The organism is Methylobacterium sp. A54F (assembly GCF_053346035.1).
Genome location: NZ_JBKFBF010000003.1, coordinates 128,072 through 143,023 on the forward strand (window position 1 = coordinate 128,072; position 14,952 = coordinate 143,023).

The 14,952-nt window shown below is 72.3% G+C and carries 12 protein-coding genes and 2 riboswitches; of the genes, 5 read left to right on the forward strand and 7 right to left on the reverse strand.

Going from position 1 to position 14,952, the window contains the following annotated elements:
- Positions 1–14: 14 nt before the first annotated feature.
- From ACLBXP_RS06890 to ACLBXP_RS06920, 7 genes are all read right to left on the reverse strand, one after another.
- Entirely contained in the window at positions 15–467 is a 453-nt protein-coding gene (locus ACLBXP_RS06890; protein WP_447666853.1) for a hypothetical protein, read from the reverse strand.
- A gap of 226 nt (positions 468–693) precedes the next feature.
- The gene (locus ACLBXP_RS06895) at positions 694–1,215 is read right to left on the reverse strand and encodes an AAA family ATPase (protein WP_447666854.1); all 522 of its coding nucleotides are present in this window, start codon (positions 1,213–1,215) and stop codon (positions 694–696) included.
- Positions 1,208–2,173: a DUF6925 family protein gene (locus ACLBXP_RS06900; RefSeq protein ID WP_447666855.1), complete on the reverse strand. Its 966-nt coding sequence runs from the start codon at positions 2,171–2,173 to the stop codon at positions 1,208–1,210. Before ACLBXP_RS06900 ends, ACLBXP_RS06895 begins: the two co-directional genes overlap by 8 nt.
- Positions 2,151–2,966, reverse strand: coding sequence for an ABC transporter ATP-binding protein (locus ACLBXP_RS06905; RefSeq protein ID WP_447666856.1), 816 nt, complete (start codon positions 2,964–2,966; stop codon positions 2,151–2,153). The genes ACLBXP_RS06900 and ACLBXP_RS06905 overlap by 23 nt, the downstream gene beginning before the upstream one ends.
- Complete coding sequence (locus tag ACLBXP_RS06910) at positions 2,963–4,009, reverse strand: FecCD family ABC transporter permease (protein WP_447666857.1); 1,047 nt, start codon at positions 4,007–4,009, stop codon at positions 2,963–2,965. Before ACLBXP_RS06910 ends, ACLBXP_RS06905 begins: the two co-directional genes overlap by 4 nt.
- Entirely contained in the window at positions 4,006–4,851 is an 846-nt protein-coding gene (locus ACLBXP_RS06915) for an ABC transporter substrate-binding protein (RefSeq protein WP_447666858.1), read from the reverse strand. Before ACLBXP_RS06915 ends, ACLBXP_RS06910 begins: the two co-directional genes overlap by 4 nt.
- 7 nt (positions 4,852–4,858) lie before the next feature.
- Positions 4,859–6,826, reverse strand: coding sequence for a TonB-dependent receptor plug domain-containing protein (locus ACLBXP_RS06920; protein ID WP_447666859.1), 1,968 nt, complete (start codon positions 6,824–6,826; stop codon positions 4,859–4,861).
- Between the two features lie 123 nt (positions 6,827–6,949).
- Positions 6,950–7,146: riboswitch (cobalamin riboswitch) on the reverse strand.
- A 206-nt stretch (positions 7,147–7,352) separates the two neighbouring features.
- Positions 7,353–7,560, forward strand: a riboswitch (cobalamin riboswitch).
- A 108-nt stretch (positions 7,561–7,668) separates the two neighbouring features.
- Between ACLBXP_RS06920 and ACLBXP_RS06925 the strand changes: the two genes are divergently transcribed.
- From ACLBXP_RS06925 to ACLBXP_RS06945, 5 genes are read left to right on the forward strand one after another with little or no spacing between them, the layout of a single operon-like run.
- Positions 7,669–9,894, forward strand: coding sequence for a TonB-dependent siderophore receptor (locus ACLBXP_RS06925; protein WP_447666860.1), 2,226 nt, complete (start codon positions 7,669–7,671; stop codon positions 9,892–9,894).
- Between the two features lie 26 nt (positions 9,895–9,920).
- Positions 9,921–11,486, forward strand: coding sequence for an ABC transporter substrate-binding protein (locus tag ACLBXP_RS06930; protein WP_447666861.1), 1,566 nt, complete (start codon positions 9,921–9,923; stop codon positions 11,484–11,486).
- Positions 11,483–12,421: an ABC transporter permease gene (locus ACLBXP_RS06935; protein ID WP_447666862.1), complete on the forward strand. Its 939-nt coding sequence runs from the start codon at positions 11,483–11,485 to the stop codon at positions 12,419–12,421. The genes ACLBXP_RS06930 and ACLBXP_RS06935 overlap by 4 nt, the downstream gene beginning before the upstream one ends.
- Positions 12,421–13,254: an ABC transporter permease gene (locus ACLBXP_RS06940; protein ID WP_447667107.1), complete on the forward strand. Its 834-nt coding sequence runs from the start codon at positions 12,421–12,423 to the stop codon at positions 13,252–13,254. Before ACLBXP_RS06935 ends, ACLBXP_RS06940 begins: the two co-directional genes overlap by 1 nt.
- Positions 13,251–14,690 carry an ABC transporter ATP-binding protein gene (locus ACLBXP_RS06945; protein ID WP_447666863.1) on the forward strand — a complete coding sequence of 480 codons (1,440 nt, stop codon included), beginning with the start codon at positions 13,251–13,253 and terminating at the stop codon, positions 14,688–14,690. The genes ACLBXP_RS06940 and ACLBXP_RS06945 overlap by 4 nt, the downstream gene beginning before the upstream one ends.
- The last annotated feature ends 262 nt before the right edge of the window (positions 14,691–14,952 follow it).

Below are 14,952 nucleotides of genomic sequence, written 5' to 3' on the forward strand. Positions count from 1 at the left end.
CGGCGGCACCGGGTTCAGGCTCGGGGAGGCTCGGGTGACGGCGACCCGTGCACGCCGGCGCGGAACGCCGGCTCCGGCCAGGTCAGGCCCGCGCGCGTCGCGACGGGCGTCGGGACCCGCAGAGCGGCCGGCGGCAGGGAGGTCAGGCTCGCCAGGCACAGGGCCATCAGCGGGCAGCCCTTCGCGCAGTCCGACTCGGGGTTCTCGCGTGCGCCCGCGCCGGTCTTCGGGCAGCAGGGCATGTCGTCCATGTCCGGGCCGGCCGCCACGGTCGATCCGGCGGCGTGATGGGACATGGCGTCGTGATGACTCATGGCGGCATGGTCGATCCCGGCCATGGCGTGGTGGGCCCGCGCCATCGACGCATGCATGCCCGCGGTGGCCGCGGGAGCGGTCACCGGCGTCAGGGCGAGGCTGAGGACCGCCAGGAGCGGCAACAGTCGCCGGAGGGCGAGCCAGAGGTTCACGCGGGCAGGATGCCAAATTCCGGGCCGGCACGGAAGTCCGTCAGCCCAGGAACGCTGGCGGAGGGGGCTGTACCGGACATTCGGATTTGCGCCCATGTCGGACAGCCGCGCGCCCTTGCCGCCATTTCCGAAGCGGACGTCGCCTTGAGGCCGGACGCCGGGTCTCAGATGCACCAGCCACGGATCGTCGCAGTCCTGGGACGTTACCCCCGCTCTCGATGGTCAATCAGCCGCTGATGATCTCGACCTGATCGGAGGGAATGGTCCGCCACCAAGCCCCTGGTGCCCGGAAGGCGTCATAGGTGAGCCTGAGCACATCGTCCGGTTGGCAATGGGACGGCTCGACTGTGCTGCGCCCCACGTTTCGAGCGTGGAGCACCTCCCAGGGTACGTCGAACACCTTCCACTCGACGGCAAGGCCATGCCGAGCGACGACTCCGAGCTCGTCCTCGAACACGGCGCGGGTGAGGTGCGTGTCAGCCATCACCACGCTGAAGCCCTGGCTCAGGGCGCTGTCGAGGGCGGCCACCTTCACCGCATGAAGGAGCCGGTGAGCCGGCCCGTCCCAACCCCTGCGGCGCACATCCCAATAGACCTGCCGGTCCGGCGGCCAGAGCGCCTGCCGGAGGTCGTCGAGGGTCAGGTGGACCCATCCATCCAGCGGGTCGAACCGCCGTGCGTAGGTCGACTTGCCCGCCCCGGGGCAGCCGATCAGCCCGACCACGCGCTGGCGGCTCGGTTCAGGCATGATCGGCGGTGGCCTCGTCCTCGTCGGCCTCGGTATCGACCTCGACGACCTCGCCCCGGAGGTACCTGGACTGGACCTCCGCCACGCGTCGGACGCCCTGGGCATGACGGCTCGAAACCGGACCGTCCGGCCGGTGTTCGCCGCCCCGTTTGACCGCGAGCAGGTCCGGATCCCCCCAACGGTCGAGGAGGACCTGGAAGGCCGCGTACCGGCCGGCGTCGAAGTCGATCCGCCGGCCCATCATGTCCTTGTAGGGGTGGGCCGGGTGGAGACCGGCGCAGGGCACCCAGCCCGCGGGGATCGGGGTCGTCGCCGCGTGCGTGCGCCCGCTCCGGAGCAGCTTGGGCAGGACGTGGGTGTGCGGGCCCTCGGGACTCGTTCCGCCGGGGCCCGGGATCGGGGCATAGACCTCGATGCGCCCGATCCGGGCGATGAAGACCCGGTGCGGGCTCATCGCGACGAGATGCCGGCCGATGGGGTTCTGGTGGTCGAACAGGGGCCGCCCGACGCCGGACCGGAGGCATGCGATGGCCTCGGGGTCGCTCGTGCGCACGCAGGCATCGACCGCGAGCAGGTCGAGGCCGAGATCGAACAGGATGGCCGCGCGGTCCCGTTCGCGGGCGGCATCCCGGTCGGGCCCGAGCTCCGTCACGACGCCGCGCCGGCTCATCGCGCAGGCGTCCTGCGGCAGGCACAGGGCGACGGCGTGGTTCCAGCCGGACGCGACCGCGGTCTCGTAGGCCACGGGGCGCAGGTCGGGGCAGGCCGTCAGGGCGATGGCACCGCGCTCGGTCGCCATGCCCATGCGATCGTCCGGCAGGCTCAGGACCGCCTCGTCGGGATCGCGCATGAACTCGGCGATGGCGCCGAAGCTGCCGAGGCTCCAGGCCGCGCCGGGATCGGCCAATGCCTCGCGCAGCAGGGTCGTGACCGCCTCAGTCTGGGATGATGTCGCCATCGCACTCCTCCTTGTCGGACCGGGACCGTGCCCAGGGCAGGATGTATCGCGTTCCGTCCGCGGCCTCGCCGCGCTCCGCCGTCACGCCGAACACGCGAGCGAGCAGGGCGTCGGTCAGTGCCTCCTCCGGCCGGCCGTCCGCGACGAGCCGGCCGGCGGACAGCACGACGATCCGGTCGCAGAACCGGGCCGCGAGGGCGAGGTCGTGCAGGACGGCGACCACGCCGGTGCCCTCGCGCGCCGCGGCGTGCAGCAGCGCCATGGCGTCGAGCTGGTGGGCGGGGTCCAGTGCGGTGACAGGCTCGTCGACGAGGAGCCAGTCGGCCTCGACCGCGAGCGCCCGGGCGAGCAGCGCGCGCATGCGCTCACCCGAGGACAGGGTCGGCTCGGTCCTGCCGGCGAGGTGCCCGACATCGGTGCGCGCCATCGCCCGCGCGACCGCCGCCTCGTCGGCATCCGTGAGGCCCGCGAAGGCGCGGCGGTGCGGCAGCCGGCCGAGCGCCACGATCTCGTGCACCGTCATGGGCCAACCGACGCCGGCGCCCTGGAACAGAACCGCGATCCGGCGGGCTCGCCTGTCGCGGCTCAGGCCGGACAGCGCGTGACCTTCGAGGGTAACGCGACCCGGTGTCGGGGCGACCAGCCCCGCCAGGACGCGCAGGAGCGTCGTCTTGCCGGCCCCGTTCGGACCGACCAGCCCGACGAAGCGGCCGCGCTCCAGGGCGAGGTCGATGTCCGAGAGGATCGTCCTGCCGTCGAGCGTCACGCGGGCGTCGTGAAGGCCGAGGCTCATGCCCGCCTCCCGCGGTTCCGCAGGAGCAGCACGATCAGGAACGGTGCGCCGACGAGCGCGGTCACCACGCCGAGCTTGAGCTCCGGCCGGGTGGCGACCAGGCGCACGCCGATATCCGCCGCGAGCACCAGGACCGCCCCGGCGAGCCCGCTCGGCAGCAGGGCGGCGCCGGGGCGAGCCCCGACGAGCGGCCGCACGAGGTGCGGCACCACGAGGCCGACGAAGCCGATGGCGCCGGAGACCGCCACCCCGCTGCCGACCGCGAGCGCCGCCCCGGTGACGAGGCGCAGCCGCACCGAGGCGAGGCCGACCCCGAGGCTCGCGGCGGTGTCCTCCCCGAGCGTGAGGGCGTCGAGCGCGGAACCGGTCGAGAGCATCAGGCCCCAGCCGACGGCCATCAGGGGAAGGCACAGGAGGACATGGTCCAGGCTGCGGTCCGCGAGCGACCCCATCAGCCAGAACACGATCTCCAGCGCCGCGTAGGGGTTTGGAGAGAGGTTGAGCGCCAGGGCGGTGAGGGCGCCGGCGAGGCTCGACAGGCCGACGCCGGCCAGGATCAGCCCGAGCGTGCTGCTGCCGCGGGCGGCGAGCGCGTTGAGGAGCAGCGCCGCCACGCCCGCGCCCGCGATGCCGCCGAGCGGCAGGGCGAGGCTCAAGGAGGCGGCGAGGCCGCCGTAGAAGACGAGCACGGCGCCGAGCGCCGCGGCCGAGGAGATGCCGAGGATGCCGGGGTCGGCGAGCGGGTTGCGCAGGTAGCCCTGCATCGCCGCGCCGGTCAGCCCGAGGCTGAACCCGACGAGGCCGCCGAGGAGCGCCCGCGGCATGCGCAGCTCCCACAGCACCAGGGCCGGCAGCGTGGCCCGGCCCCCGGCGAGGTCCGCGAACGCGGCCGGCACGTCGAAGGGTGCGTAGCCGACGGCGACCGAGGCGAGCGTCAGGGCGAAGACGGCGAGGCCGAGGACGCTGACGACGACCCGGCGGGCGCTCGGCGTGCCGAGCCGCCGCGAGGCAGGCTGGGCGAGGCCCGTGAGAGGCGCATTCATGGCCGGGGCGCCCGCGCGTTCGCGGCCGCCGCCAGCCGCGCCACGACCTCGGCGACCTGGGGGCCCGGGCATGTCCAGTAGCGGTTCGGGATCGCGACAGTCCGGTGTTCCCGCGCGAGCGCCCGGAAGACGGGATGGTGCAGGAGCGTGTCGGCGAGGGAAGGGGCTCCCGGCGCAGCCTCGTCGACCACGATCAGGTCCGCGTCCGCCATCGCCGCGGCTTCGAGCGGCACCTGCCCGAACCGGTCGCGTCCGATCTCGGCCGCGACGTTGACGAGGCCGGCGGCACGGATGAGGGCGTCGCCGAGGCCGCCGGGCGCGACCGTGAAGGCGTTCGGGCGCATGACGAGGGCCCGCAACGGGCGGATGGCCGGCGTGACGGATGCGAGCCTGGCGTCGAGGTCCGCGACCAGCGCCTCGCCCCGCTCGGGATGGCCGAGCGCCTCCGCGACCTGCCGGATCTGCCCGCGCACGCCGTCGAGATCGGCCGGCACGCCGAGTTCGAGCACCGGCGAGCCGACGCGCTTGAGCATGCCGACGGTGGCGCGCGTCGTGAAGGCGCCCGCGATGACGAGGTCCGGCCGGAGCGCGACGACCTCCTCGGTGAGGCCGCGGGTGACCGGCAGGCCGGCGGCCTCGGCTGCGACCGTCGATCCGCGCGGGTCCCGGGCGAGGTAGGTCACCGCCAGAACCTGGTCGCGGTCGGCCAGCCGCAGGACGAGCTCGTCCGCGCACAGGTTCATCGAGACCACGCGCACGGGCGTCTCAGCCGTGCCGGCGGCGCGGGCCGCGGGCATGGTTGCGAGGACGGCCGAGAGCGCGCATGCGGCCCGGAACGGCATCGTCACCTCAGAACGTGGTCAGGCGCACGCCGCCGTAGACGGCGAGGCCGGGTCCCAGGAACCCGGTCGGGTTCTGGTAGCGCTGGTCGAACAGGTTATCGATGCGCGCGAACAGCGTCGTCGTCTCCGACACGGCGTAGCTGGCCGAGAGATTGACCAGCGTGAAGCCCGGGTTCTTCAGGCGCGGAACGGAAAAATCGCGATTCCCGTCGACGAAGGAGCCGATGGAGATCAGCGTGCCGGTGAGCGTCAGGTTCGGCAGGGGCGTCCAGATGCCGGTGAGGCTGACCTTGTGGCGGGGACGCCGGAGCAGCTCCTGGTTGGCGACCTCGTCCTTCGTCACCGTGTTGGTGTAGTCGACCCGGGCGCTGAGGGTGTCGGTGAGCTTGAGCGAGACGAAGCTCTCCGCGCCGTAGGCGACCGCCCGGCCGACATTCACGCTGGTCGAGAAGGTCGGGAAGAAGGCCGTCTGGATCAGGTTGCGGAAGTCGGTCTCGAAATAGGTCGCGCCGACGAGCACCCGGTCGCCGAGCGGCTGCTCGAGGCCGGCATCGAAGCCGAAGCTCTCCTCGGGGCGCAGGTTCGGGTTCCCGAAGAAGCGGAAGTCCGGGAAGTCCTGGTAGAGCTGGCTCAGGGTCGGCGGCTTGAAGCCGGTGCCGACGCTGCCCTTCAGGCGCGTGTCGGTGCCCGGAAGGATGTAGCTCGGCGCGACCCGGAAGGTGGTGGCGCCCCCGAACTGGTCGTTCGCGTCGTGCCGGATGTTGGCCACGAGGAAGGCGCGGTCGGTGAGGGCGGACTGGAATTCGGCGAAGCCGCCGGTGTTGCCGTTCCGGCGGTTCAGCCCGGTCGTATCGATGCGCTCGTCCTCGCGTTGCGCCCCGAACAGCAGCAGGTTGCCCGGCGCGAGCTGCACGTCGCCGCGGTAGTCGAAGCGGGTGCGCTCGCCGAAGGAGGTCGTCGGCGTGGGCGGCGACAAGGGATCGAGGGGGCCGGCGCTCAGGCGGTCGAAGCTGGCGTAGTTCGCCCCGAACACGTTGTGGAAACCCGGCACCGGCGTCCATTCGGCCTCGCCGCGCATGAGGAGCTGCTGCTGGTCCGCGAGATTGCGGTACGGAGTCGGCAGGAAGGGGAAGCCGGCATCCGCCTGGTCGAGATAGGCGCTGTCGGAGAAGCGCAGCACGTAGTTCAGGCGGAACGTGTCGGTGAGTTGCGCGCCGAGCTTGGTCGAGACGGTCTTGATGTCCGTGAAGGCGGTCCGGAGCGGGACGCCGGCCGGCAGGAGTTCGAAGGGCGTCACCGGCAGCGCGGCCTGGCGCAGGTGCTGGACGCTGACCGAGTAGTCGAAGATGCCGTCCGAGCCGGAGATGCGGCCGCCCTGGTTGGCGGTGCCGTAGGAGCCGCCCTCGGCGAAGGCGGTGGCCCGGGCCGGGCCCTCGCCGCGCTTGGTCACGAAGGAGATCACGCCGCCGATGGCGTCCGCGCCGTAGAGGCCGCTCTGGGGCCCGCGCAACACCTCGATGCGCGAGAGGTCCTCGGTCAGGAGCTGGCTGAAGTCGAAGGCGCGGTTCGGGGTCGAGGGATCGTTGACGTCGATGCCGTCGATCTGGACCTTCACGTGGTTCGAGTTGGTGCCACGGATGAAGACCGAGGTCTGGCCGCCCGCGCCGCCGGTTCGGACCACGTTGAGGCCGGGCACCTGCTGCAGGGCGTCCGGCACCGTGCGGACCTGCTGGGCCTGGATGAGGTCGGAGGTCAGCACGGTGACGCTGGAGCCCGTCTGGCTGACCGGCGTCGGCACGCCGGTGGCCGAGACCGAGATCTCGGACAGCGAGACGGCGGCCTGCGCGCCGCGCGGCACGTCCGCGAAGGGCGCGGCGACCTGCTGGGCATGGGCCAGGGGCGTGGCGAGCAGGGCCGGGCCGGCGCAGGACAGCGCCAGCACGCTCCGGAGAGCGGAACGAAGGGGATGGGACACGGGAGGCGGGCCTCGGGCGACGGCAGTGGCACGTCACCGCGAACGAGGCCTCGGCGATCCGCCTCCTCGCAGGAATGGCGGTGCTTCGACACCCGCCAGGACACCCCGCCCGACGCGTTTCGCGTGTGACCACGACTGACGGCAGGTCTCCTGGCTCGCGGGTCGCTGCCCTCTCACCGTCTTCCCGGGCGAGGCTGCCCAGTGACATGGTGGCGGAAGGCTCGCCGCTCACAGTTGCGGGGGCAGCCGCGGCATCGGGCTTGCGCCCTCACCGCGTTCCCTTTTGATCCCCGAGGGGAACCGTCACGGGCATCCTAGCAAGCTTCCGACCGCAGTCCGTCGCGGCCGGGCAACACACGACGACAACCTGCGCTCGACATCCGGGCGGCGATGGTCCGACGCATGAACAGGGCCCGGCAGACGAAGGATCTCCCTGGTCGCCGGAACAGGATCGGACAGACCCGAAGTCGGGCGCGTCAGGTGGCGTAGCCGCGCTCGGCAGGTTGACTCCCGTACCGGCAGGACCGATGAGGGATACCGTCAAGGTTCTCACGGTCCCGTGATCGTGAGCTAAGAGGGAATCCGGTGAGCCCGCGAGGGCGAGACCGGAGCTGCCCCCGCAACTGTGAGCGGCGAACCGCTGCCGAGAACGACCACTGGTGCCCTGCACCGGGAAGGTCAGGCAGAGGTGACGACCCGCGAGCCAGGAGACCTGCCTTGGCGATGGTTTTCGTTTCTCGGGCGGGGTGTCCGAAGGGAACGCATGGCCGTGGCAGGCGCCGACCGCCCGCTCCCGCGCACGCGTGCCTGGAACTGCCCTTGTCCGGTCAGGGGCTCGCGCGATGCCGCACAGGTCAGGTTTCACGCACGCGGGATCATCCCGATTCGGTGGCCGATTCGCTGGCAGGACAGGCCGTGCCGCCGCATCCGGCCCCAGCCGAGAACGGACGCGGTCGTGCGCGGTCGCCCTGGCAACGCTCCTCGCCGTCGGCCTCGATCCCGTCGCCGCCTCCGCGCAACTGGCCGCCGACGCGAACCAGGAGGTGCGGTTGGACGAGCTCACGGTCCAGGGGAACGGCGGGCCGCGCCTCGCCGTGGACGGCTATCTCGCGAAGCAGAGCGTCAGCGCGACCCGCACGGATACCCCCTTGCGCGAGGTTCCTCAGACCGTCGTCGTCGTCCCGAACCAGGTGCTCGAAGACGCCGCCGCGACCCGGATCGACACCGCCCTCGATCTCGCCGGCGTCGGGCGGGCCAACAACTTCGCGGGCCTCGGGCTCTCGGAGTTCACCATCCGCGGCTTCGCCACGGGCGAGTACTATCGCAACGGCTTCCCGATCAACCGCGGCTACCCGAATTCGCCGGACATCGCCTCGATCGAGCGCATCGAGGTGCTGAAGGGCCCGTCCGCCTTCCTCTACGGCCGGGGCGACCCGGGCGGCACCTTTAACATCGTCTCGAAGCAGCCGCTGGCCGAGCGCTCCTTCGCCATCGGCACGCAGTACGGCAGCTTCAACACGAAGCGCAGCACCTTCGACGCGACGGGCGCCGTCAGCGCGGACGGAACGGTGCTGGCCCGCGTCACCGGCGCGGTCGAGGACAACGGCAGCTTTCGCGACTTCGTGAGCAGCGACCGCTACTACCTCGCCCCCGCCATCGCCTGGCGCCCCACGGTGGACACCACGATCACGCTCGAAGGCGAGCTGATCAGCGCCGGGCAGATCTTCGACCGCGGCATCGTGCCGTTCCGCGGCAACGTCCTGGCCGTGCCGCGCTCCCGCTACATCGGCGAACCCGGCCTCGCGCCGTTCCGCAACGACAATGCGCTCGGCCAGTTGCGCATCGAGCACCGGTTCGATCCCGACTGGGTGCTGACCGCCGGCACGCAGGTGCTGGGCGGCAACATCGCGGGCGACGCCGTGCAGACGGTCGGCGTCCTCGGCGACGGGCGCACCCTCCGGCGCACCCTCGACCACCGGGAACTCACGTGGTCGGACGTGGACGTGCAGGTCAACCTCGCGGGCAAGTTCGAGACCGGCCCGTTCCGGCACACCCTGCTGCTGGGGCTCGAATACGACAGCTATCGCTACCGGGAGGTGATCACGCGCTCGAACTCGACCACCAACCCGTTCTTCCTCGACCTGCTCAACCCCCGCTACGGCCAGGCCCTGCCGCCGCTCACCGTGCCGGGCAGCAACCTCCTGGAGAACACGCAGAGCTACGCGGGCTACGTGCAGGACCAGATCGACATCACGCCGCGCCTGCACGCCCTGCTCGGGGTGCGCGTCGAGGATATCGGCCTGATCTCGACCTCCTACATCAACAACACCACGACGCGCCTCCAGGGCACGGCCGCGACGCCGCGCTTCGGGCTCGTCTACGACCTGCTCGACTGGGTCTCCGTCTACGGGAACTATTCGCGCTCGTTCCGGCCGAACAGCGGCACCGACCGCAACTTCCGGCCCTTCGCCTTCCAGGAAGGCGAGGGCTACGAGGTCGGTGCGAAGGTCGACCTGCTCGACGGTCGTCTCAGCGCCACCGCCGCCCTGTTCGAGATCACCCGCACGAACGTCCTCACGGCAGATCCGGTGGATCAGAACTTCAGCGTCGCGGCGGGCGAGATCCGCAGCCGCGGCTTCGACCTGAGCGTCGCGGGCTTCCTCGCACCGGGCTGGCGGGTCATCGGGACCTACACCCACGTCGATGCCGCCGTGACCCGCGACAACACCATCCCGATCGGCTCGCGCGTCGCGAACATCCCCGAGAACGCCCTCGCGTTCCAGAGCGTCTACGAGTTCCAGTGCGGTGAACTGAGGGGCCTCGGCCTCGGCGGCGGCGTAACCTTCGTCGGCCGCCGCGCGGCGGGCACGGCGGTCTCGACCTTCGACCTGCCGCAATACGCGACCGTCAACCTGATCTCCTACTACCGGATCACGCCGGACGTGCGGGTCTACCTGAACGTCGATAACCTCTTCGACGAGGTCTACTACGACCGCGGCTTCAGCAACCGCTACGCGACGCCCGGCGCGCCGCGCCTGATCACCGGCGGCGTCGCCGCCCGCTTCTGATGCCCGCCCCCGGAGCCCCGATCCGCATGACGCTCGTGCCCCGGCGACGCCGCGCCGTCCTCCGCGGCCTGCTTCGCCTCGCCGGCCTCCTCGCACTCGCCACCGCTCCCGCGGCCGCCGAGGATCGGAGCGGGCCCGAGCGTGCGCTCACCGTCGTCGGCCCCTGGGAGGTCGGCGGCCTCGATCCCGCGAGCAACGGGCACGCCTTCACCCGCCTGCAGGTCGCCGAGACCCTGGTCGGCGTCGATGCGGCGGGCGCCCCGGCGCCCGGCCTCGCCACCGGATGGGCGGTCGCGCCGGACGGCCTCACCTGGCGCTTTCCCGTGCGTTCGGGCGTCAGATTCCACGACGGCTCGCCCCTGACCGCGGAGGTCGCCGCCGAGAGCCTGCGGCGCGCCCGGGCGAATGTCGGTCCGCTCTCGCGCGTCCCCATTGCGGCGATCTCGGCCGAGGAGGAGGCCGTCGTCGTCGTGCTGCAGCGGCCCTTCGCGCTGCTGCCGGCCTTCCTGGCGAACCACACCACGATCATCCTGGCGCCGGCCTCCTACGACCCGGGCGGGCGGGTCGTCCGGGTCGTCGGCACCGGCCCCTACCGTGCCGCCACGGTCGCCCCGCCGCTGCGGATTGAGCTGGAGCGCTTCGACGGATGGTGGGGTGGACGACCCGCCATCGCGCGGGCGCGCTACCTCGCCGTCGGGCAGGGCGAGACCCGCGCCCTGATGGCCGAGAGCGGCGAGGCCGATGTCGTGGTCTCGATCCTTCCGATCTCGCTCGCGCGGCTTCGCCGCTCCACGAAGCTCGCGGTGCAGACGGTCACCCCGCCCCGGACCCGGCTCCTGAAGCTGAACGCCGGCTCGCCGCTCTTCTCCGACCCGCGCACCCGACGCGCGCTGAGCCTCGCCCTCGACCGTGCCGGCCTCGCCAGGGTCTTGCTGCGCAATCCCGGCCTCGGGGCCGACCAGCTCTTCCCGCCCGCCGTCTCGGGCTGGCATGCCGAGGGGCTGCCGCCGCTGACCCGCGACCTCGCGCAGGCGCGTCTCCTCCTGGCGCAGGCCGGCTGGCGGCCGGGACCGGACGGCGTCCTGGAGCGGGACGGCCGACGCTTCGCGGCCACCCTGCGGACCTACTCCGCCTGGCCCGAGCTGCCGCCCCTGGCGGCGGCCATCCAGGCCCAGGCCCGCGAGGTCGGCATCGACCTCGCCGTCTCGATCGGCAACACCTCGGACATCCCGGCCCGCCACCGCGACGGCAGCCTGGATCTCGGCCTGGTCTCCCGCAGCTTCGCCATGATCCCGGATCCGCTGGGCACGATGCTCCAGGATTTCGGGCCGGACGGTGGCGACTGGGGCGCAATGAACTGGGCGAGCCCGGAGACGGCCTCCCTTCTCGACCGGCTCGCCGTCCTCGCCGGTCCGGCCGAGCGCGAACCGCTGCAGCGCAGGCTGGCGGAGATCCTGCAGGCCGAGCTGCCGGTCATCCCGGTGACCTGGGCCGAGCTGGCCGTGGTCGCCAACCGGCGCGTGGCCGGCGTGCGCGCCGACCCCCTGGAACGGAGCTACGGGCTCGCCGAGATGCGCTGGGACACGCCATGACGCGCCTCCTCCTCGGGCGGCTGGTCCAGGCCGCGCTCGTCGCGCTCGTCGTCGGCGGCCTGTGCTTCGCCCTCGTCCGTGTCCTGCCCGGCGACGCGGCCTTCCGCATCGCCGCCGACCGGTACGGCCCGGACGCGCTCACCGGCCAGGCCGCGGAGGCCGTCCGGCAGGAACTCGGCCTCGACCGCCCCTGGCCGGAGCTCTTGCTGCGCTGGTTCGGCGCGCTCGCCCAGGGGCACCTCGGCAACTCCCTGGTCAGCGGCGAGCCGGTCTCGGAGGAACTCGCGAGCCAGCTCGGGCCCAGCCTGTGGCTCGCCGCCTGCGCCCTCGCTCTGTCCCTGCTGATCGGCCTGCCGCTCGGGCTCGTGAGCGGCCTGCGGGCCGGATCGGGCCTCGACCGGCTCGCGCTGATCGGCGCCGTGGCTTTGCGGGCGCTGCCGCCCTTCGTCCTCGGCCTCGTGCTGATGCTGGTCTTCAGCATCAGGCTCGAATGGCTGCCGCCCGCCGGCTACGGCACCTGGCGCGAGATGGCGCTGCCGAGCCTGACCCTGGCGCTCGGTCTCGCCGCCGTGTCGAGCCGGGTGGCCCGCGACGCCGTCGCCGAGGTCGGGGCCACGACCTACTACCGCTTCGCCCGGCTCAAGGGCCTGCCCGAGCGCGTGGTCTTGCTTCGGCACGGGCTGCGCAATGCCGCCATCCCCGTCGTCACCTACCTGGGCCTCCAGGCGGTCTACCTCATCGAGGGCGTCGTCGTGGTCGAGTCGCTGTTCGCCTATCCGGGCATCGGCCACGCGCTGGTGCACGCCGTCATCGCCCGCGACGTGCCGATGGTCCAGGGCGCCGCCCTCGTCATGGGCCTGATGTTCGTGGTCCTGAACCTCGGGGTCGACCTGCTCTGCCGGCTCCTCGACCCGCGCCTGGGGGCCACCCGATGATGCTTCCGATGCAGGGCCTCTCCGGGACGGCGCTGCCGCGTCCGGACGCCTGGCCTGTCTCGCGCCGTATCGGCCTCGGGCTCCTCGCCCTGCTCGCGGCCTTCGCGCTCCTCGGCCCGGTCCTTGTCAGCGCCGATCCCGCCCGTCAGGATCTGTCCGCGAGCCTGGCACCGATGGGCGGCGACTTCCTGCTCGGGGCCGACCATTACGGGCGCAGCCTGCTGGCGCGGCTCGCCCACGGGGCCCGCCTCTCCTTCGGCATGGCGCTGCTGACCATGCTGAGCGCCGCGATGCCGGGGCTCCTGCTCGGCGTGCTGGCGGCCTGGCGCGGCGGCATGACGGAACGGGCCCTCGTGGCCCTGTCCGACATCGTCCTCGCTCTGCCCGGGCTGCTGCTCGTGCTGCTTCTCCTGGCTTTCGCGCCGGGGCACTTCCTGCCGCTCTACCTCGGCCTGTCGCTCTCGCTCTGGGTCGAGTTCTTCCGCGTCGCCCGCACCACCACGGCCCGGCTGCTCGTCGAGCCGCGCATCGAGGCCGCGCGCCTGCTCGGCTTCGGGACGTTCTACATCCTGCGCCATCAGGTGCTGCCCGAGATCGCGCCGCTCCTCCTGACGCTCGCCTCCTTCGCGATGGGCACGGCCATCCTGGCGATCTCGACCCTGTCGGCGATCAGCGTCGGCCTGCAGCCGCCGACGCCGGAGCTCGGCAGCATGATCGTCGAGCTCCTGCCCTACTACGCCGAGGCGCCGCTGGCGGTGCTGATGCCCGGGATCCTGATCTTCCTGCTGGTGCTCGGCCTCCAGCTCACGGCCCGCGGGGCAACGGTCCGGTGACGCTGTCCCTGCGCATCGAGGATCTCGCGATCCGCACGCAGGACCGGGTCCTGGTCTCCGGCTTCTCGGCCACGGTCGGGCGGGGCGAGCCGCTGACGCTGCTCGGCGAGTCCGGCTCGGGCAAGTCGCTCGTGGCCCAGGCCATCATGGGGACCCTGCCGCCGGGCCTCGTCGCGAGCGGCCGGATCCTTCTCGACGGCGCGGATCTCCTGCGCCTCGACGGCGCGGCACGACGGACCCTGTGGGGACGCCGCATCGGCCTCCTGCCCCAGGAGCCCTGGACGGCCCTCGATCCGACCATGCGCGCGAAGGGGCAGCTCGCCGAGGTCCACCGGTACGTGCACCGGCGGCGGGATGCGGACGGCCTCGCCGCCGCAGGGCTCGGCGAGGTCGGCCTCGCCGACGCGGGCGGGCACTACCCGTTCCAGATGTCGGGCGGCATGTGCCAGCGCCTCGCGCTCGCCATGGCCCACGCGGGAGACACCCCGCTGCTGCTCGCCGACGAGCCCAGCAAGGGCCTCGACGGTGTCTTGCGCGCCGACGTCGTCGCGCGGCTGCGGCGGGAGATCGCGGCCGGTCGCTTGCTCCTCACCATCACGCACGACATCGCGCTGGCCCGTTCCCTCGGCGGCACGGCCTGCGTGATGCTCGACGGGCAGGCGGTCGAGACGGGCCCGACGGCGCGTCTCCTCGATGCGCCCGTCCATGCCTACACGCGGGCGCTGATCGAGGCCGATCCGAGCGCGTGGTCACCCCGCCCGCCGCGCGAGCCGGGCCCCGTGATCATCGAGGCATCGGGCCTCGCGAAGGCATTCGGGCGACGGCGCCTGTTCGCCGACCTGAGCGTCCAGGTCCGGGCGGGCGAGATCGTCGCCGTCGTCGGGCCGAGCGGCAGCGGCAAGACCACGCTCGGCAATATCCTCGTCGGCACCGAGCGGCCGGATCGGGGCCGGATCCGGCGCGCGGCGGGTGCTGCGCCGGTCCGATTCCAGAAGCTCTACCAGGATCCTCCCGCGGCCTTCGTGCCGCACCAGACCATGGGCCGGGCGCTCGACCACCTGGCGCGAAGGCATGGCTTGGACCCGGAGCGGGTCGAGGAGCTGCTCTCGCGCCTCAAGCTCGCGCCCGGCCTCCGGACGCAGCGCCCTGGTGAGCTCTCGGGCGGCGAGCTGCAGAGGTTCGCCCTCGCACGCGTGCTCCTGCTCGATCCCGTCTTCCTGTTCGCGGACGAGGCGACGTCGCGCCTCGATCCCGTCAACCAGATGGAGGTTGCAGGATTGCTGCACGAGGCAAGCGAGCGGGACGGCCTCGCCATCCTCTTCGTCACGCACGACACGCGGATGGCCGAGCGGATCGCGGGCCGATCGATTGCGCTGCAGTCGTCGGAGGCGTTCATGCCGACGCGTTCGGTTCCGTCGAGCTTCGCGGCCCTGTAGGTCACGTCCGCCGCGCGGGCGGCAGGACCAGGACGGGGCAGACGAGCAGCCCGGCTCATTCTCGACCGCGCTCTCAAGTCCGCCGGACATGTGTCACCCCACGCTTCGTGCTCGGATGCGGGGATACAGCGGCGGATATCGGCGAACGAATTGTGCTTGGGATCGCGTCCGGATTGACGCCGTCGACAAAACTTCTGGTTGCTATCCAGCAAAGCTGCAACCAAAGGTCTACTCGGCTGTTCTCGCTCCGGCTCTCCCCAGC